The 17,591-nt window shown below is 69.0% G+C and carries 19 protein-coding genes; 6 read left to right on the plus strand and 13 right to left on the minus strand.

Annotated elements, in window-relative coordinates:
* The first annotated feature begins 42 nt into the window (after positions 1-42).
* On the plus strand, positions 43-1,338 hold the full coding sequence (gene fliB, locus D187_RS11465) for a flagellin lysine-N-methylase (RefSeq protein ID WP_002626877.1): 1,296 nt from the start codon (positions 43-45) through the stop codon (positions 1,336-1,338).
* Between the two features lie 91 nt (positions 1,339-1,429).
* The gene (locus D187_RS52115) at positions 1,430-1,717 is read left to right on the plus strand and encodes a hypothetical protein (protein ID WP_076606143.1); all 288 of its coding nucleotides are present in this window, start codon (positions 1,430-1,432) and stop codon (positions 1,715-1,717) included.
* Between the two features lie 48 nt (positions 1,718-1,765).
* Here D187_RS52115 and D187_RS11470 read toward each other — a convergent pair whose 3' ends face one another.
* The 3 genes from D187_RS11470 to D187_RS11480 form a co-directional block, all read right to left on the minus strand.
* Complete coding sequence (locus tag D187_RS11470) at positions 1,766-3,016, minus strand: imm11 family protein (RefSeq protein WP_002626875.1); 1,251 nt, start codon at positions 3,014-3,016, stop codon at positions 1,766-1,768.
* A gap of 15 nt (positions 3,017-3,031) precedes the next feature.
* Entirely contained in the window at positions 3,032-4,381 is a 1,350-nt protein-coding gene (locus D187_RS11475) for an AHH domain-containing protein (RefSeq protein WP_002626874.1), read from the minus strand.
* Positions 4,382-4,493: 112 nt separating this feature from the next.
* Positions 4,494-4,775, minus strand: coding sequence for a DUF504 domain-containing protein (locus D187_RS11480; protein WP_002626873.1), 282 nt, complete (start codon positions 4,773-4,775; stop codon positions 4,494-4,496).
* A 295-nt stretch (positions 4,776-5,070) separates the two neighbouring features.
* Here D187_RS11480 and D187_RS11485 point away from each other — a divergent pair, with 295 nt between their 5' ends.
* Both D187_RS11485 and D187_RS11490 read left to right on the plus strand, forming a co-directional pair.
* Entirely contained in the window at positions 5,071-5,955 is an 885-nt protein-coding gene (locus tag D187_RS11485; RefSeq protein WP_002626872.1) for a hypothetical protein, read from the plus strand.
* A 14-nt stretch (positions 5,956-5,969) separates the two neighbouring features.
* On the plus strand, positions 5,970-6,704 hold the full coding sequence (locus tag D187_RS11490) for a hypothetical protein (protein WP_002626871.1): 735 nt from the start codon (positions 5,970-5,972) through the stop codon (positions 6,702-6,704).
* Between the two features lie 16 nt (positions 6,705-6,720).
* Here the strand turns inward: D187_RS11490 and D187_RS11495 are convergent, their stop codons facing one another.
* From D187_RS11495 to D187_RS11530, 8 genes are read right to left on the minus strand one after another with little or no spacing between them, the layout of a single operon-like run.
* Positions 6,721-7,470: an SH3 domain-containing protein gene (locus D187_RS11495; RefSeq protein ID WP_002626870.1), complete on the minus strand. Its 750-nt coding sequence runs from the start codon at positions 7,468-7,470 to the stop codon at positions 6,721-6,723.
* Entirely contained in the window at positions 7,467-9,365 is a 1,899-nt protein-coding gene (locus D187_RS11500) for a BatD family protein (protein ID WP_002626869.1), read from the minus strand. Before D187_RS11500 ends, D187_RS11495 begins: the two co-directional genes overlap by 4 nt.
* Entirely contained in the window at positions 9,349-10,347 is a 999-nt protein-coding gene (locus D187_RS58695) for a tetratricopeptide repeat protein (protein ID WP_002626868.1), read from the minus strand. Before D187_RS58695 ends, D187_RS11500 begins: the two co-directional genes overlap by 17 nt.
* Positions 10,344-11,357 (minus strand): VWA domain-containing protein, encoded by a 1,014-nt coding sequence (locus D187_RS11510; RefSeq protein WP_051256326.1) that lies wholly within the window; start codon positions 11,355-11,357, stop codon positions 10,344-10,346. Before D187_RS11510 ends, D187_RS58695 begins: the two co-directional genes overlap by 4 nt.
* 41 nt (positions 11,358-11,398) lie before the next feature.
* A complete protein-coding gene (locus tag D187_RS11515; protein WP_002626866.1) occupies positions 11,399-12,409 on the minus strand; it encodes a vWA domain-containing protein in 1,011 nt (336 codons plus the stop codon).
* The gene (locus D187_RS11520; RefSeq protein WP_002626865.1) at positions 12,384-13,397 is read right to left on the minus strand and encodes a DUF4381 family protein; all 1,014 of its coding nucleotides are present in this window, start codon (positions 13,395-13,397) and stop codon (positions 12,384-12,386) included. The genes D187_RS11515 and D187_RS11520 overlap by 26 nt, the downstream gene beginning before the upstream one ends.
* Entirely contained in the window at positions 13,394-14,275 is an 882-nt protein-coding gene (locus D187_RS11525; RefSeq protein WP_002626864.1) for a DUF58 domain-containing protein, read from the minus strand. The genes D187_RS11520 and D187_RS11525 overlap by 4 nt, the downstream gene beginning before the upstream one ends.
* A gap of 30 nt (positions 14,276-14,305) precedes the next feature.
* Positions 14,306-15,295 carry an AAA family ATPase gene (locus D187_RS11530; RefSeq protein ID WP_002626863.1) on the minus strand — a complete coding sequence of 330 codons (990 nt, stop codon included), beginning with the start codon at positions 15,293-15,295 and terminating at the stop codon, positions 14,306-14,308.
* 127 nt (positions 15,296-15,422) lie between these two features.
* Between D187_RS11530 and D187_RS11535 the strand changes: the two genes are divergently transcribed.
* Entirely contained in the window at positions 15,423-16,331 is a 909-nt protein-coding gene (locus D187_RS11535; protein ID WP_002626862.1) for an alpha/beta fold hydrolase, read from the plus strand.
* A 41-nt stretch (positions 16,332-16,372) separates the two neighbouring features.
* On the opposite strand, the gene D187_RS11540 is transcribed toward D187_RS11535, so the two are convergent.
* Together D187_RS11540 and D187_RS55005 are read right to left on the minus strand one after the other, a co-directional pair.
* On the minus strand, positions 16,373-16,894 hold the full coding sequence (locus D187_RS11540) for a DUF4240 domain-containing protein (RefSeq protein ID WP_002626861.1): 522 nt from the start codon (positions 16,892-16,894) through the stop codon (positions 16,373-16,375).
* Between the two features lie 34 nt (positions 16,895-16,928).
* Positions 16,929-17,219, minus strand: coding sequence for a hypothetical protein (locus D187_RS55005; RefSeq protein WP_162159634.1), 291 nt, complete (start codon positions 17,217-17,219; stop codon positions 16,929-16,931).
* Between D187_RS55005 and D187_RS11545 the strand changes: the two genes are divergently transcribed.
* A complete protein-coding gene (locus D187_RS11545; protein ID WP_002626860.1) occupies positions 17,178-17,585 on the plus strand; it encodes a type VI immunity family protein in 408 nt (135 codons plus the stop codon). The genes D187_RS55005 and D187_RS11545 overlap by 42 nt on opposite strands.
* Positions 17,586-17,591 lie beyond the last annotated feature (6 nt).

Consider the following 17,591-nt stretch of genomic DNA (forward strand, 5'->3'; position numbering starts at 1 on the left):
CTCGGAGATGGGGCTGGGAACGGGGTAGACTTCCCCGCGCCCATGCCCACCGAGATCACCCTGCCGCGCTACATGACGCGCTTCCGCTGCATCGCGGAGCGCTGCGAGGACACCTGCTGCGCGGGCTTGAAGATCCCGGTGAGCCCGTCCGACGCGCGGCGGATGCAACCCGCCCTGGCCGCTCATCCGGCCCAGGCGGAGCACCTGCGCCAGAGCGCCGGCCCGGAGTCGGACGAGGGCAGCGGGCAGACGCCCTTCCTGCCGATGCACCCGGATGGCACCTGCGCCTTCCTCGACCCCCAGCGGATGTGCGCGCTCCAGCGCGGCCATGGCGAGGACGCGCTGCCGGATGTCTGCGCCACCTTTCCGCGCGTCGTCACCGCGCGGGCCGGGCACTGGGAACTCTCCGGCTCCCTGGCCTGTCCCGAGGTGGTGCGCTTGAGCCTGCTCGCGGAGGATGCGATGCGGCCCGAGTCCCAGCCCTTCCCCTCGCCCCTCATCCCCCGCCCCGAGGCGGTCAGGCACCTGAGCCGGGACCCGGCGGAGGGCTACACCTTCCACGCCGAGTCCGTCCGCGCGGCGCTGTTGCGGCTGTTGGATCGGGAGGAGCACCCGCTCGCCACCCGGCTCGCCCTGCTCGGGCAGCTCGCCTACGCGGTGGATGACTTCTACTTCCGGGGAACGGACGCCTTTGGGGAGAAGACGCGCGCCGAGGCCGAGGCCCGCTTGAGCGAGGCCCTCCAGCGCTTCGATGACCCGGAGGCGCGCGAGGCGGTGCACCAGGAGTTCAGCGGACTGGCCCTGCCCGGTGGCCCCTGCGTGGGCCTGTTCACCTCGGTGGTGAAGGCACGCATGGCGGCCCGGGGAGGTCGCGTCCGGGATTGGGGGCGGAGCGTGCTGGAGTCCCTCGGACTGGAGGAAGGGGGGCCGGGAGACCTGGACGCGGCCTGGAGCCTCTACACCCAGCGGTGGCAGGCCCTGAACGCGGCGCAGGGCCCGCGGCTCGCCCAATACTTCCACCACTACGTCGCCCACTTCCTCTGGCGCACGTCGTTCACCGAGTTCCCGAGCCTGCTCGCGTACGTGTTCCGTCTGGCATTGCGGGTGGGACTCGTCCGCTTGACGCTCACGGGGCACCCCAAGGTCGTGGCGCTCCTCGAGGAGCCCTCGTCCCCCGAGGCACTGGAGTCATTGGAGCTGGCGGTGGTGGAGACCGTGCAGACCGTGGCCAAGCACGTGGAGCAGTCCCTGGAATTCCTCTCACTCACCAAGGGACTCGTGGGCACGGGGCGCGGCGCGGAGACCCTGGGCAAGGTGCTCGTCTTCGCCTCGTTCTGAGCCACGAGGCCGCTGATTGGACCCCGGATTGCCGCGCCCCTCTCGCGACCGCATAATCCAGCCTTCCTCGTTCCACCAACTGGAGGTTCCCATGCGACGACTTCTGTGTGTTGTGGCTCTGTGCACTCTCGGCCTGACGGCTTGCGGTACGAACGACGCCGCGGAGGAATCCGAAGTGCTCGGGAGCACCCAGCAGGGCCTCGCCTGTGAGTACGGCACCGGCGCCTGCCCCAGCACCACGACCTGTGCCTGGTTGCCGAACAGCCCGGGCGAGGGTCTCTGCCGCCCCCGCTGCGTCAACGGCGCGTGTCCGTCCTCCAGTCAGATCTGCTGCACGCAGCCCAACGGCGCGCCGTACTGCAACAGCTTCTGTTACTGACGCCCACATCAGGCCGATAACCCAAGGCGGTGTGGCCCCACGCCTGGGCTACACCACCGCGCGCCGCCTGGCGCCAGACAGGTGCTCTTCACCCTTCTCCGCGAAGCACCGCGCCAGTTCCTCCCGGCCCTGCTTGCCGTGCTGTACGCGATAGGCCAGCTCGGCGGGCAGCAGCACCTTGACGGTGACGAGCCGCACCTCTCCAGCCGGAGTCGCGAGGTGCCGCGGCAGGGTGCTCGACTCCAGCCCCAACAACACGCCCACCCGGCCCTCTTGGGTGACGAGGGACTCGGGCATTCCCCTTCCCGACACCTCCATGGTCAGCTGGCCCGTCAACGCCGCTTCGCGCACTCGCTCGTGCTCCGCGATCTCGTTCGCCACACGCTGGAGGACGACGAGGAGCCAACTCTCCTGGGCGTCCTCGACAGGCTCGTCGGTTTCGATGGCGAGCTCCAAGCCGAAGCCCACGGACGATGCAGCCTGCCCAGGAAAGGGATCGGAGAGGCCATCCGTTACCAGGAGGAGCCGTCGCCCCGCCCGGTGGATGACACGCCATGCCTGCCGTTGACCCGGCCACTCGGGGCCAAAGGGGACAATCGGGACGATGGCTGCTTCCTCCAGTTCGCCGAGGGTGCGCCAGAACGCCTCGCGTGCGGCGTCCACCTGTCTCAGCCAGTCCTCGTTTGGACGATTGAGCGGTTGCTGCTCGATCCCCTGGGGTCCGGGGCCTGTCACCTCTCTGAAGTCGAGCCCCGTCGCGCCGGTGCGCTCGAGAGCCTCCTTCACGTCCTCGGCGACGATAAGGGCCACTCTCCAACCCCAGGGGCGGAACACCTTGGCCCCAGCGACCAGGGTGGGATCGATGCGCATGCCGTACACATCCCGGTATTGCCCAACCTTTTCGGGCCGCCCATCCTCCGGTTTCCAGTACTGCACTTTCGCGGACGCCTCGTCGTCGATGCACTTCACGAGGCGCGCGACATTGACCAGGAAGTAGGTCTCGGGTCGTGACTCCACTTCCACAGGGAAGAGTTGGACATCGCCCGAAGCCAGCTCGGTCAGGATGCGGGCCACCTTTTCCGTGACCACGGGAATGGCTCCCGGGTCCACGCGCGTGAAGTCGAGCGAAGTACCGGGGTGGTAGATGGGGACTCGAAGGCGACCGTCGAAGCGAGTGGACTCCCCGCTCATGAACTGCCGCGTGCGAACTTCGCTCCCCTGTTCATCAACAGGGTCGCCCAATAACCAGCGGTCCAGGCTGGTCATGTCCTCAGTCAACTCGAAGTACCTCTGCGCCATACCGCCCTCCCAACCTTACAGGGCCCCGGTGACCAGCTTGTTGAGATCGGAGCCTACCTCTTTGAGCTCTCTGGCCAGTTTCCCCAATTCCCGCGTGAGTACGTCCCGGCACCGCGTCGTGGTCGTGCAGTCCTCCACCGCGCCGGCGAGCCGTTGATAGACGCGCTCATGGTACGCCTGCGGATGGGGTCCCTTGTGCCCCGGGATGCGGACCTTGTTGGCCGGGTCCTCCATGGACATGCCGGCCTTGTCGAAGAACTTCTTGAGTTTGGGCGTCCAGGGCCCTCCCCGCACGGGGGACTTCTCATTCTCCACGGTGGCGATGTGGTGGATGTCACCTTCCTCTCCCTGCTGCTGCATGGCGAGAACGGCACCCGAGCCCGAGGGCAGCGAGAGAACGAGTCGGCCCTCGGCCACGGACACCGACGTCGCCTCGGACGCGGCCGTGGGCAGGTGGAATCGGCCCCAGGTGGCGGCGTTGCGCACCGCCTGGGGGAAACCCGGCAGCCCGCTGCCCTGCATGGCCTCCTTGCCTCGGGCGCCCGCCTTCCACGTCGCCAGGAGCAGCAGGATGCGCAAGGTGTTGGGCCCGAGCACCCTGGCATACCGCTCACTCGCGCCGCGTAGCTCGTGGAACGTGCCGACGGCTTTCGCCTCGTCCCACAGCCGCTTCGTGGAGGCAATCAGCCCCCAGAATTCATGCCCCAGGTAGGCCCAGAGGAAGACGGTCATCGCCAGGGCGAGGCCCTTGGAGATGGGCTCGGGTGCCATGAGCGTCACGAGATAGAGGGACAGGCCCGTGAGCAGGGCCGTCATGGCGTGCGCGGAGAAGTCCTGGAGCACACCCGAAGCGGCCTCCACCGCGGGTGTGAGGGCGAGGCCCAGGGCCAGCACGAACCTGTCCCGGTGGCCGAGGGAGGTGTCGTGGGGTCCGTCCCCCAGCAGCCAGTAGCAGTCGCTCGGGGAGCCGCGTCGCTCGCACAGGCGTGCGTAGCCCCCTTCGACACTGGTGTCCCGCGCATCACCGGACGGCCAGGAAGCCAACACCAGGTGGCCCGCCAGCGGGCTGGTGGAGCGGGTCGCCACCCGCAGGGGGACTTCCAGGATGAGTTGGGTGAAGGCCTCGCGCCACTCCGAGTCCGAGACCTGGACGGGCGCGAAGTCACTGCGCGGGGTGAGGGTGACGTGCTGCCTGGGGGCCGGTGGTGGCACGAGCGACTGGTAGCGATAGCCCACCAGCAGGCCAGCCCGAGGGGCACCCGTGGTGCAGGCGCTCTGGAGGAAGAGCACGAGCAGCAGCCAGCCGCCGAGCAGGGGACACAGCCGTGTACCCGCCAGACGCGGACCCTCGAGACGATTGAGCACAGCTCCCCCCAAGCAAGCTGACGGGCCTGCAAGCCAAGATGCCTCGAGTAGACGGAAACACGGACGCACCCGTCAAACCACCGGCTCGCAAGCCCTGCTCAGGATGAAACAATCACCCCGTGGGCTCGAGCGCGGGAGTGCCCTGGGAGTCACCGCCCGAGCGCTTGCGCTCGATGCGCTCGCGGCGGTCCCAGACCCGCTCGTGCCCGCGCCGGAAGTACCAGACGCGATGCCAGGGAATCTCCCCATCCGGGATGAACGCCTCGAATGGTACCTCTTCCAGTCGCTCGCCGTGCGCGTCGTAGCCGATGACGAACTCACCGGCGTCGAGCCGCGGATCCCACCGGATGCGGTGGTACATCTCGCGGCTGGTCTGACATCTGTCCGGAAACATGGGTGTGGCCTCGCATGAAGGGAACGCCCTCCGGACGTGGCTCACGCGCCCACCTGACACGGGCCCGTTCCGACACGCGGTGCTTGACCCCCTACCCTCCATTCCTTAAGCCTTTCTGAAGCCAGTGCTGCTTTCATTTCGAGAGAGATTAGACCCATCCATCCGTGACGCATTCGTTACGATTCATTTCGGAACGACACACATTCCAACCATCCGTGTTACCCCTCTCCTCTCATCAATCCGATGAACGCCGAGGCTTCCCCCGGGCCGGCGAGGAGCCCAGGAGCAACCCACCATGAGAGCCAAACTCTTTCTGTCTGTCATTGCCTGCGCCTCCGTCGGCGCGGGGCTCGTGGCCTGCGACACGGGCTCCGAGGATGTGGACCCCATTCCAGTGCCCGTGGAGGACACAGGCGGAACCCCCTCCACGCCGAACGGCTCCACGGACGGCGGCTCCACCGGAAGCTCCACGGACGGCGGCTCCGGCACGCCCACCGAGACCGGCACCTTCAGCTTCTTCGTGACCAGCATCGAGTCCATGCGCCAGCTCTCGGGCAGCGCGAACGGCTTCGGGGGAGATCTCCGCTATGGAGAAGCCACCGGCCTGGAAGGAGCGGACAAACTCTGCCGCACCATCGCCGAGGCGTCGCTGCCCGGCGCTGGACAGAAGACCTGGCGCGCCTTCCTGAGCGCCTCCACGGGGGGCCCCGATGGAGGGGTCGTCAATGCCATCGATCGCATCGGCGAGGGACCCTGGTACGACCGCCTGGGCCGGCTCGTGGCGCAGAACAAGGCGGCCCTGCTCAGCGGCTCGCGGCCACTCGCGGACGCGCAGATCAAGAACGACCTGCCCAACGAGCGGGGAGAACCCAACCACCAGGGCGTCGACAACCATGACGTCCTGACCGGCTCGACCAGCCAGGGGAAGTTCTCCGGCAGCAAGAGTGGCACCTGCAACGACTGGACGAGCGCGGTGGGCTCCACCGGCAAGCCCATGTGTGGCCACTCCTGGCCCCGCAGCGGCAGCACGGGCAGCGGCTCCAACTGGATGTCCGACCACCAGGTGCCGGGCTGCGCGCCGGGGGTCACCCTCACCAATACCGGCGGAGGTGGTGGCGGCTCCACGGTGGGCGGCTCCGGGGGCTATGGCGCCATCTACTGCTTCGCCCTCACGCCTTGACGGGATGGTGCGCCATGAATGCCGAGTTCAAGTTCGAGAGAAGGCCCGGCCACGAGCCGGCGCTCAGGGTCCTGCTGGTGCTCGGGTGGCTCGCCACCGGGTGCGGAGGCGCGACGGCTCCCGCTCCGAGCGGGGAAGACGATGCCAGTCAGGGCTCGCTCCTGCCGTGGACCGAGGGAAACCGTTGGACCTACCGGGTCACCACGGACGGAGTGGTGTCCCAGCGGGAAGTCACCGTGGGCCCCCTGGAGCCCGTCGGCGGCACCGGAGCTTCCCGTGAGGTGCTGGCCCATCGGGTGACCACCCGGGAGGACTCGGGGGCCATGACCCTCGACTGGCAGGAGCGCTCGGACACGCGCATGGTGCGCTACCGGGAGCAGACCTTCGACGCCGGGGCGACGAGCGCCAGATCCGAGGAGTGGTGGGAGCCGTCCAAGCTCTACCTCGACGAGACGCCCGAGCACCTCGGGGTGGAGTCCTCCTGGATCGAGAGCTACCAGGAGACGAAGCAGAAGGCCGGCAAGAGCGCGAACACGGAGACGACGCGAGACCTCTGGAAGGTGATCTCCCTCGGGGAGTCCGTCACCGTCCCGGCGGGCACCTTCCAGGCGATCGTCGTGCGCAAGACGGGCACCAGCAAGATCAAGACGTACTGGTTCGTGCGCGGCGTCGGAAAGGTGAAGGAGACCGGCGAGGAGACCGAGGAGCTGGTCAGCTACGAGGTGGCGCCGGAGACGTCCACCCCGTAGCGGGCCGTGGCGGAGCTCAGATCTCCGCCACGCCCTCGCGCTCGGCCCACCCCTCCAGGCCGTTGGGCAGGCGGATGCGCACGTAGCGGCCCGTGTCCTCCATCACCTGGACCTTGAGACCCGAGTGGACCTCGAAGGACACCTTGGCCTCTTCCCGGGGGAACTCACGCGCGCGCAGCGTGGGCGCGAGGACGATGGCCTCGTGCAGGTTCTCCCGCGCCCAGACGTGCGCGGTCAGCAGCGCGCCCGCGGGGAGCGACAGCACCAGGAACAGGCCTCCGAGGACGGCCGCCCAGGCCCGCCGGCCCGGACGCAGCAGCCGGAAGAGGAGGAGCAGCGCGAAGCCCGTCACCCACGCGGTGAGGAAACCCCAGGCCACCCCATTGCCGCTGGTGGCGGCGACCACGCGCTGGAGGAAGGACTCCTCGGGCGCGCTGCCCACCACCTTGTCGAGCTGACGCGCGCGAGCGAGCGCCAGGTTGGCCTCGAGATCCGGCCCGTCCCCGCCCGCCCGGCGAGCGCGCTCGAAGGCGAGCACCGCGCGCCCCAGGTCCTCCTGCGCCAGGTAGGTGGTGCCCAGGTTGTATTGGAGATCCGGCCCCCCGAAGCCCCGCTCGAGCAGCTTCTCGTAGCCCGCGCGCGCGGCGGCGTAGTCGCTCCGGTAATAGGCCTCGTTGGCCTGCTGGAAGAGGCCCTGGGCCTCCTCGGACGAGTAGTAGCCCTGGCCCAGCAGCGTGGCCACGAGCATGGCGGCGACGGCGTTCACTTGTCCCACCCCTCCATCACGGCCGCGGCGTCATCCAGGATGCGCTCGCGAGCGGCCGGCTCGGCGCCAGGGGCGAAGCGGCCGGTATCACAGGCCTCCAGCACGAAGCGCACCCGCTGGCGGCGCGCCTCCTCCACCCCGGCCTCGGTCAACTTCGCGTTCAGCGCGTCGCGGGTGAGGCCACCCACGGGAATGCGCAACCGGGCCGCCAGGAAGTTGAGCAGCGCCTTCTCCACCTCGCCGTAGAAGGCGCTGGAGTTGCCCGCGCGCAGCTTCTCCGCCGCGGCCAGTTGCTTGCGCGCCGCCCGGGCCCGCTGCCGGCTGCGGCTGCCCTCGTCCTGTGCCGACCACCGCCCGCGCACCAGCCCCCCGAGGGCCAGGGCCAGCATCAGGCCCACGGGCGCGAGCACCGCCGGCAGGAAGAAGGGCCGCTGCCACACGACGGCCGCGGGGGCCTCGAAGCGCGCCTGGTAGCGCAGCGGACGCAGGCCGCCCGCGGTGAGGACGTTCTTGGGCTCGGCCGCCGCATCCGCCATGGGCGCGGACGAGCCCGCCTGCGCGGACACCGCGCCCCCCGCCCCGGGCTCCACCACGATCTCCACGGGCTCGGTGCGTGACACCTCGTAGCGGCCCGTCTTCGGATCGAAATAGGGGAACTCCAGCGCGGGCAGCGTGAAGGTGCCCGTGCGCTGCGGCATCACCAGGTACTCCTGCGTGCGGCGCCCCTGAACGCGCAGCTTGTTGGGGGTCATCTTGTCGGTGGTGGTCGGGTCGTACACCTTGAAGGCGGGCGGAGCCTCCAGCCGGGGCGGCGTGATGTTCTTCACGTTGCCCGAGCCCTCGAGGATGACCTTCACCGTCACCGGCTGGCCCAGCTCCACGCGCTGCTGGGACGTCTCCACGGACAGCTTCCAGTCGCCCACCTGGGCCGTCGACATGCCCTTGGGTCCTCCCGGGGGAAGCGGCTTCACCTCCACCTCCAGGGGGTTGGACACGCGGTGCACGCGGTGGCCCACGAAGAGCATGCCGGTGGTGATGTCCGCCTCGGCGGGGGTGATGGACAGCGTGCCGGTCTTCATGGGGAAGAGCGCGCGCCGGCGCAGCAGGTAGGTGCGGTAGGGGATGCCGTTGACGATGCGCTGCTCGCCCGTGAGCTGCGTGGGGCTCTCCACGTCCTCGCTCCAGAAGCCCTCCAGCTTGGGCATGCTCACCGAGTCCACGCTGGACAGGTCCACGCGCGAGTAGATGTAGAGCGACAGCGTCACCTGCTCGCCCACGTACGCCTGCTTCTTGTCGAGCGTGGCGCGCACGAACAAGTCCGAGTCGCCACGGGGAATGCGCACGTCCTCCTGGATGCCGCCGCGAGGATCCTCCTCTTCCTCCTCCTCGTCGGCGAACGGGTCCTGCATGCCGCCAAAGGGCGGGAAGTTGCGGAACGGGTCCGGCATCCGCTGGCGTCCCGCCTGGGCCTGGCCGGCGGGGGGCGAGACGCGGCCCTTGCGCACCGTCATCTTGATGGAGTCGGTGCGCCAGGTGCGGCTGCCGGATGAGAGCACGGCGGGCGGAAGGGTGAGGTTGCCCGCGCGTTGGGCGCGCATCATCAACACGTGCTTGCGCACGGTCTGGATGACGGGCGGCCCGCCCCCGCTCATCTGGATGGAGCGCTGGGTGCTCTGCGAGGACGACAGCACCTCGAAGTCCTCGGGCGCGGGGAACTGCACCTGGGCGTTGTCCGGAGGATCCACCACCACCACGGTGAGCTGGAACACGTCCTCCGTGCCCACCTCGGTGCGATCCACCGTCTGGTAGAACTCGACCTCCGCCCACGCGGGCAGTGCCGCGAAGAGCAGGGCGATGGCGGCCAGTGCCGCGTGGCCGCTACCAATCCTTCTCATTGGGATTCCTCGGCCGCTTCTTCTGCTGGAAGCGCCACAGCTGGAGATTCTTCTCGTTCTGCTTCATCGCATCCAGCAGGCGCTCGGCCTCCTGCCGGTCGATCTCCTCGGCGCTCACTCCACCATCCAGCTCGTCGATCTCCCCCGGAGAACCCGCGTCCGACGCCTCGGCATCCTCCGACTGGCCACCGTCGCCTTGCTGGCCCCCATCGCCTCCCTCCCCACCATCCGCGGGCTCGCCGCCGTCCCCGCCCCCATCCTGGGGACCACCATCGCCCGGGCCCGCGTCTCCTGGACCGGCGTCTGGCGTGCCGGAATCGCCCGCGCCCCCATCCTCACCTCCATCCGAGCCGCCGTCCTGCCCCGCGTCGGAGCCGCCATCGCTTCCGCCGTCCTGGCCGCCATCCTGGCCACCATCGGGCTGGCCCGCGTCGGGACGGCCGCCATCCTGTCCCGCGTCCTGCCCGCCGTCCTGGCCTCCATCCGTGCCGCCATCACCTCCGCCCTTCTGGGGAGGAGGCAGGTTGCGCAGCAGCACCTCGTAGTTGTGCCGGGCCTGGGCATCCGTGGGATCCATCGTGAGCGCGCGGCGATAGGCCTTCATGGCCTCGCGCGTATCCCCCAGGGCCGCGTGGACATTGCCCAGGTTGTACGTGGCCTTCTGCCGCAGGTCCGGCCGGCTGTTGGCCTCGGCCACGCCCTGGAAGGCCTGCTTCGCCTCGTCATAGCGGCCCAGCTTCGTCAGCGCGTCGCCCCGGTTGAAGTCCACCGCCGGATCATTCGGCCGCTCCTTCTTCGCCTGCTCGAAGGAGGACAGCGCGTCCTCGTACCGCCCGGCGTCGTACGCCCGGCGGCCCTGTTGAATGAGCGGGTGCTCCTTCTCCAGCAGTCCCGCGGCCCCCGCCGTGAAAGGAAGGGAGCACAGGAGCAGCCCCAGGCAGAGCCACACCCGGGCCCTCGCGCGTGCGAAATCCCGGCTCATGCGGACCTCCGGCGCCAGGACGAGGGCAGCACCATGCCGAGCACCAGCAGGACGAGCCCCGGCAGGGCGAACACCTGGAAGCGCTCGTCGTAGCGGACGGTGACCCGGCTCTCCAACTCGCTCTTCTGCATCTTCTCGATACGCTCCAGCACCTGGGCCATGGCCACGCCACGCGGCTGGTAGAAGAACTCGCCGCCCGTGGCCTCGGCGATGGCCGTCAGCCCCGCCCGGTCCATGCGGGTGATGACCGTCTCGCCGCTGCTGTCCTTCTTGTAGTCCACGAACTCGCCCCGGCGGTTGTACACGGGGATGGGCTCGCCCTGCTCGGAGCCCACGCCCACGGTGAGCACCTGCACGTGGGCCTCCTTGAGCGCGGCCACCGCCTCGTCCACCTCGCCCGTCAGGTCCTCGCCGTCCGAGAGCAACACCACCACGCGCTCCTTGGAGCCGCGGTCCGCGTTGTCCAGCACCTGGCGCGCCAAGAGCAGCGCCTGGCCGATGTTGCTGCCGCCCTGGGGCATCTGCTCGGGATCCACCGCGCGCAGGAACAGCTTCACCGCCGAGTAGTCCGAGGTGAGTGGCGACTGGATGAAGGCATCCCCGGCGAAGGCCACGAGTCCCACCCGGTCCCCCTTCAGCTCGTCCAGCAGCGTGGAGAGCTCCAACCGGGCGCGCTCGAGGCGGCTGGGCTGCACGTCGCGCGCGAGCATGGACTTGGACGCATCCAGCGCCACCACCACGTCGATGCCGCGCCGCTTGGCCAGCTCGCTCGTGGTGCCACACTGGGGCTGGGCGAGCGCGAGTCCGAAGAGGATGAGCCCCAAACCCTGGAGCCCCGCCTGGGTGGCCGGCAGCCAGCGCGAGGTGCCCGGGGCCAGCTTGTCCACGAGCCGCTCGGTGAGGAACGCGCGCACGCGCGAGCGCCGGCGCAGCGCCAGCCACAGGGCCAGGGCCCCCACCAGCGCGCCCACCACGCACAGCGCGAGGAAGGCGGGTTTGGCGAGCCCCATCTGGTAGCCCAGGAACTTGAAACGCCAGGGGTCCGTCAGGTTCACGGCGACACCCGCAGGAAGGTGGAGCGCAGGAAGAGTTCCAGCACGGCGAAGCCGAAGGCCAGGAGCAGGTACGAGTGGTAGTCCTCGCGGTAGTTGGCCGAGGCACCGCCCTCCATCAACTTGGAGCGCTCGAGCGAGTCGAGCACCTTCTGCAGGCCCTGCTTGAGTCCCTCGGGATCCGTGGCGCGGTAGTACTCGCCGCCGGTGGAGTCGGCGATGTCCTGGAGCAGCTCGGGGTTGATGGGAATTTCCGTCTCGCGCCACACGGTGTTGCCGAACAGGTCCGTGCCCTGGGGGAAGGGCACCTTGCCGCCCTTGCCCACGAGGATGGTGTAGATGGGGATGCGCAGCGACTTCGCCATGCCCGCCGAGTCCAGCGGGGAGATCTTCCCCGCGTTGTTGTCACCGTCGGTGATGAGCACCACCACGCGGCTCTTGGCGTCCGAGTCGCGCAGGCGGTTGAGCGCCGTGGCCAGCGCGTCGCCAATGGCCGTGCCGTCCTCCAGCACGCGCGTGCGCAACTGCCGCAGCACCTCCTTGAGCACGCCGTAGTCGAGCGTCAGGGGCGCCTGCGTGTAGGCCGCGCCCGCGAAGACCACGAGGCCGATGCGGTCATTCACGCGGTTGGTGATGAACTCGCTGAGCACCTCCTTGGCCACGTGCAGGCGGTTCTGCGGGCGGAAGTCACCGGCCTCCATGGAGGTGGACAGGTCGAGCGCGACGACGATGTCGATGCCCTCCACGTTCAAGTCCCGCACGCGCGTGTCGCGCGACTGGGGCCGGGCGAGCGCGACGAGGGCGGCGGCCACCGCGGCGGCGCGCAGCAGGGGCAGCATCGGCAGGAGGTACACCCGCACGCCCCGGGGATGCCGGGTGAACACGTGCGCCGCGGAGAAGCGCAGCACGGCGCGGCGGCGCTTCTCCCACCAGCTCCAGACGAACAGGAGGGGGATGAGGAGCAACCCCCACAGGTAATGGGGGCTATGGAACGCGAGGTCCGGAAGCATGGGACACGGGGGCCGCTTCGGGCGGAGGAGGAGGGGGCCAGGTCTGGTCCAGCAGCGAGTAGCCGAACGTCAGCGCCTCGCGGCACGAATCCGGGGAGGACTCGGCCCGGGCGTACTTCACCAGGTCCGACTCGGAAATGAAGCGCATGAGTCCGTCCTCGGGCAGGCCGGGCGCCTTCAAACGCCGCAACTGCGCCATCAGCTCCGAGCTGGTGCACTCGAGCGCGTCGAAGCCATAGCGCTCGCCCAGGTAGCCTCGGACGATCTCCGAGAGACGGAAGTAGAAGTCCTTCACCCGCCCGTGCGCGGGCAGGTTCTCGGCCTTGAGGGCGTCCAGGGCCCGGCGCGTGCGCACGTCCAGGGGCAGCGGGGGAGCCACCGCCGCGCGCCGCCGCTCCCGGTACTTCTGGAAGAAGCGCCACGCGGCCCAGCCCAGCAGCGCCGCGGCGATGATGCCCAGGGCGGCCCACACGAGCGTCAGCGAGCGGATGGCCACCTCAGTGGGCGGCTGGATGTCGCGGAGATCCTCGCCCTTCGCCTCGGCGTCCTCGGGCAGCGTGGAGCCCACCTCCAGCGTCCGGCCCGGAGCCACGTAGCGCCGCGGCCCCTCCGGCGTGGACACGAGGAAGGCCAGGTCCGGCAGCGTCACCATGCCCAGCTTGAAGGCGGACATGCGCACCCGGAACACGGTGACCGCCGGATCCTTCCCCGCCGCGGGAGGCGTGCGCTCCTGGGCCAGCAACTCGAAGTCCCCCAGGTCCGGCGACACGTCCAGCTCGTAGCGGTGATCCGCCGGATGGGTGAGCACCACCTCGTAGACGAAGGGCTCGCCCAGGAGCACGCGCTCGGGCTGCACGCGGGCCTGCATCCCCGAGGGCTCCACCTCGGGCAGCTTCGCGCTCGCCGCGGCGGGGGCCGGAGCCTGGGCCTGGGCGTGAGCGGCCAGGGGCGAGACGACCAGGAACGCACAGAGCGTCAACGCCCTCATGCCGCCATCCTCCGGGAGCGGGCGCGGAAGAAGCGCACCAGGGCCATGCCGTGATCATCCCCGGTGCTCAGCTCCACGTGGTCCAACTCCAGCTTCTTGAAGAGCCGGCGCAGCTCCTCGCGCTGGCCCTGCAGGGCGCGCGCGTAGCGGCCGCGCACCAGCGGATCGCTCGTATCCACCACGAAGCGCTCGCCCGTCTCGGGGTCTTCCATCTCCACGAGCCCCATCCTGGGGAACTCGCGCTCCAGCGGATCCACGATGACCACGGGCACCAGGTCGTGCTTGCGGCCCACCAGCCGCAGCGGCGCCTCATAGCCCGAGGCGAGGAAGTCCGAGACGAGGAACGTCACCGTCTTGCGGTTGGCCACGCGGCTCAAATAGGTGAGGCCCGAGGACAGGTCCGTCCCCTTCCCCTTGGGCTGGAAGGTGAGGATGTCGCTGACCAGCCGCATCACGTGCGAGCGGCCCTTGCGCGGCGGCACCACCTTCTCCACCCGATCGGAGAAGAGGATGAGCCCCACCCGGTCGTTGTTGGCGATGGCGCTGAAGGCGATTTGAGCGGCCACCTCGGCGGCCACCTCGGACTTGGAGCGCTCGCGCGAGCCGAACTCATTGGAGGCCGACACGTCGACGAGGAGCATCACCGTGAGTTCGCGCTCCTCGGTGAAGACCTTGACGTAGGCCTCGTTCATCCGGGCGGTGACGTTCCAGTCGATGATGCGAATCTCATCCCCGGGCTGGTACTGCCGCACCTCGGAGAAGGCCATGCCCCGGCCCTTGAAGACCGAGTGGTACTGGCCCGCGAGCATGTCCGACACCACCTTGCGGGTGCGGATCTCCAGCTTGCGGATGCGGCGGATGATGTCCTTGGCGAGCACGGCGCGGTCTCCAGGCTCCTCGTCGGGGACTTACGGCACCTCGACGCGATCGAACACGCGCTGGATGAGCTTCTCCGTGGTGAGCTCCTCGGCCTCGGCCTCGTAGGTGAGGGCCACGCGGTGGCGCAGCACGTCGAAGGCCACGGCCTTCACGTCCTCGGGGGTGACGAAGCCTCGGTGGCGCAGGAAGGCGTGGGCGCGCGAGGCCTGGCTCAGCGCGATGGTGGCGCGGGGGCTCGCGCCGAACTGGATGTAGTCCGCCTGATCCTTCAGGCCGTAGCGCGCGGGCTCGCGCGTGGCGAAGACCACGTTGAGGATGTAGTCCTTCACCTTCTCGTCCATGTAGATCTGATGGACGAGCTCGCGCGCGCGCACGAGCTGCTCCAGGGCGATGACGCGCTGGACCGCGGGCGGCTTGCCACCGCTCATCCGGTCCATGATGATCTTCTCCTCCTCGCGCGTGGGGTAGCCCACCTTCACCTTGAGCATGAAGCGGTCCACCTGCGCCTCGGGCAGCGGGTAGGTGCCCTCCTGCTCGATGGGGTTCTGGGTGGCGAGCACCAGGAAGGGCGAGGGCAGCGGGAAGGACTGGTCGCCGATGGTGACCTGGCGCTCCTGCATGGCCTCGAGCAGGGCGGACTGGACCTTGGCGGGGGCGCGGTTGATTTCGTCCGCGAGCACCACGTTGGCGAAGACGGGCCCCTTGCGCACGGTGAAGTTGGCCGCCTGCTGGTTGTAGATCATCGTGCCGACGAGGTCCGCCGGCAGCAGATCCGGGGTGAACTGGATGCGCATGAACGAGGCGCTGATGCTGTCGGCGATGGTGCGCACCGTGAGCGTCTTGGCGAGGCCCGGCACGCCCTCGAGGAGCACGTGGCCGTTGCAGAGCACGCCAATGAGGATGCGCTCGAGCATGTAGCGCTGGCCGACGATGACCTTGCCGACCTCCTGGTTGAGGAGTTCGACGAAGCCGCTCTCCTGCTGCACGCGCTCGGTGAGTGCCCGGATGTCCGTGTTCATAAGGTGTTGTCTCGACCGTCCCTGAGAAGGCGGGCAGCCTAGGTGAGGGGGGTGACCGGCTCAACAGCGCAGTAGGCCGGGCATTCCGGTATTTTCCGGGTGGACCCCAACCAGGAGGGCATGGCGGATGACCGGAGGGAGCAGCCCGGGGCGCGTTCCCGGCTCGGGGAGTGGAATCCCCCCTCTGGGGCCCGTGGAAGCGGAGGTGCTCGGGGAGCTGGCGCCCGGGGTGGTGCCCCGCGCATGCCCGCTCGCTGGAGGAGGGACGCTGCGGCTCCTCGAGGGAGGTGAGGGCCCTCCCCTGGTGCTCCTGCATGGGCGGGGGAGCGCGGCGAGCACGTGGTTTCCCCTCCTGCCGGCCCTCGTGCGGGAGCACCGGGTGCTGGCGGTGGACCTGCCGGGCTTCGGGGGCTCCCCGGCGGCCCCGGGACCGCTCCGGACGGCCGAGGACGGACTGCGGTTCTTCGTCGAGCCGGTGGAGGCGGTGCTCTCCGCCCTGGCGCCGGGGCCGATGACCCTGGTGGGCCACTCGCTCGGAGGGCTGGTGGCGCTGGAGCTGGCGCTGCGGGGGCGGGTTCCGGTGGAGCGCCTGGTGCTGGTGGACGCGATGGGCCTGGGGCCGGAGATGGCGCGAGAGGCCCGCCTCTACTTCCGCGTGGGGCCGGAGCGGTTGGCGCGTGTGTTGGGCCCCAAGCTCTTCGGGCGCATCGCTCCGCTGCCGGACACCCCGCACCGCCACCGGCTGATGGCGCTGGACTACGAGCTGATGACGGTGAGCGGAGGGAGGACCAGGGCCACGCGGGCCTTCAACACGTTGGTGCCCCTCACGGGGGACGTGTTCCACCGGCGCGAGCGCCTGGGCGAGGTGAAGCCGCCCACCGTGTACCTCTGGGGCGAGAATGATGGGGTCCTGCCCGTGTCACTGGCCGAAGCCGCGGTGCGGGCCCAGCCCTGCGCGCGGCTGGTGCGAGTGCGGACCGGCCACAGTCCCCACCTGGAGCAACCGGAGTGCCTGCTGTCCGCGCTGAGGGCATGAACGGATCTTGGCTCTGAAGATGCTGAATCGGGTGGGGAGGTTCATCCCCGCTGATGCCGAGCCCAGAACGCGGGAAACCTGTGCGCGAGATCCTGCTCGTCCCATTCTTCTCCAGCGGGAACCGAGGGACCCGCTCCCTTACGGGCAGGGAAATCGCGTCCCGTCAGCGCCTCATATGCACGGGCTGGCACGTACCGAAACTCCTCGAAGAATACGTCTTCGACACCAAGCGCCTCGACAACGTGGAGGAGCGACTCGGCGTTCGACACCGCATCCTCGAAAACACGGCGTCCCATCGAGATGAGCCAACTTCGGAAGTCCGTGAAGCCATCATCCGAGCAACCCCCCGCGACGAGGTACGCCCCCCCCCACAGGTCCCATTGATAGGCGACGTCCATCTTGTCCTGGAACTGGGCACCAAACTCGACGATCTCCTCAGGAGACAGTCTCGACAACTGCTTCCAGAGTTCCTCCGCCTGCCGTTGCGCATTTCCCTCTGCCCGTTCTGGATCAATCACCCTTCGTGAGGACTCGATGATGGCCCAGAATTCCTCAGTATTCATGAAGCAACCACCCCTTCGCAGCGACTCCCCATGCTCAGTCCATCCTCACGTCGTCCTGCCTCTCAACGAGGGGGAGCTTTCGATTCAAAAGACCCGGAACGAAGTCTCCCTGCAAATCCGTCGTTCCCCAGAGACTTTCTGCTTCCTCTTTCAGGGCATGAAACTCCGTAGCTGACACCTCGACCCGTCGCTCCTCACCACCGCCACTCAGATATACCTTATGGTATACTGAAGACATCAGAGCGGCCATGCGGGATTGAGCTTCGATTCCCTCGTTGGGGACGTGTTCTTCACGCCCCGAATCCGCACCGAGCTCCTTCGTCACCCAGGGCTCAGCCTCAACCACGGCTCCACTCCCGACTGGATGGGCACTCGCGTGGATGGGGTGCACTGGCTCAACTTCCTGGGCCCTCCCGTGCTTCAGGAACTGGGCGGCGTGTCCGCACTTCGTTCACGCCTGCATTCACCAGAGACAACCGTGCAGCCCATCGACGGGACGCGGGCCATCGTGACGCTGGGCGATTGGCCCGAAGCGGGCGATCTCACCCAAGGCAACTCGCTCCCTGCCTACCGGGAACTCGGTCGCGTATTGGAGCCCTGGCTCGACAAGCCCTTCAAGGCCCCCCGCTTTCGCGTCGAAGGTTTCACCCCAGAAGAAGCCACGAGTTGGGCTCGGCGCTTTCTCGACTGACGTGAC

Source organism: Cystobacter fuscus DSM 2262 (assembly GCF_000335475.2).
GTDB classification, from domain to species: Bacteria; Myxococcota; Myxococcia; order Myxococcales; family Myxococcaceae; genus Cystobacter; species Cystobacter fuscus.

Excerpts from the sequence above, each read along its gene's own strand:
- D187_RS11535 (WP_002626862.1), top strand. The coding sequence starts at position 15,423 with ATGACCGGAGGGAGCAGCCCGGGGCGCGTTCCCGGCTCGGGGAGTGGA.
- D187_RS58695 (WP_002626868.1), bottom strand. The coding sequence starts at position 10,347 with ATGAGCCGGGATTTCGCACGCGCGAGGGCCCGGGTGTGGCTCTGCCTG.
- D187_RS11530 (WP_002626863.1), bottom strand. The coding sequence starts at position 15,295 with ATGAACACGGACATCCGGGCACTCACCGAGCGCGTGCAGCAGGAGAGC.
- D187_RS11490 (WP_002626871.1), top strand. The coding sequence starts at position 5,970 with ATGAATGCCGAGTTCAAGTTCGAGAGAAGGCCCGGCCACGAGCCGGCG.
- D187_RS52115 (WP_076606143.1), top strand. The coding sequence starts at position 1,430 with ATGCGACGACTTCTGTGTGTTGTGGCTCTGTGCACTCTCGGCCTGACG.
- fliB (WP_002626877.1), top strand. The coding sequence starts at position 43 with ATGCCCACCGAGATCACCCTGCCGCGCTACATGACGCGCTTCCGCTGC.
- D187_RS11515 (WP_002626866.1), bottom strand. The coding sequence starts at position 12,409 with ATGCTTCCGGACCTCGCGTTCCATAGCCCCCATTACCTGTGGGGGTTG.
- D187_RS11520 (WP_002626865.1), bottom strand. The coding sequence starts at position 13,397 with ATGAGGGCGTTGACGCTCTGTGCGTTCCTGGTCGTCTCGCCCCTGGCC.
- D187_RS11500 (WP_002626869.1), bottom strand. The coding sequence starts at position 9,365 with ATGAGAAGGATTGGTAGCGGCCACGCGGCACTGGCCGCCATCGCCCTG.
- D187_RS11540 (WP_002626861.1), bottom strand. The coding sequence starts at position 16,894 with ATGAATACTGAGGAATTCTGGGCCATCATCGAGTCCTCACGAAGGGTG.
- D187_RS11485 (WP_002626872.1), top strand. The coding sequence starts at position 5,071 with ATGAGAGCCAAACTCTTTCTGTCTGTCATTGCCTGCGCCTCCGTCGGC.
- D187_RS11470 (WP_002626875.1), bottom strand. The coding sequence starts at position 3,016 with ATGGCGCAGAGGTACTTCGAGTTGACTGAGGACATGACCAGCCTGGAC.
- D187_RS11510 (WP_051256326.1), bottom strand. The coding sequence starts at position 11,357 with ATGGGGCTCGCCAAACCCGCCTTCCTCGCGCTGTGCGTGGTGGGCGCG.
- D187_RS11480 (WP_002626873.1), bottom strand. The coding sequence starts at position 4,775 with ATGTTTCCGGACAGATGTCAGACCAGCCGCGAGATGTACCACCGCATC.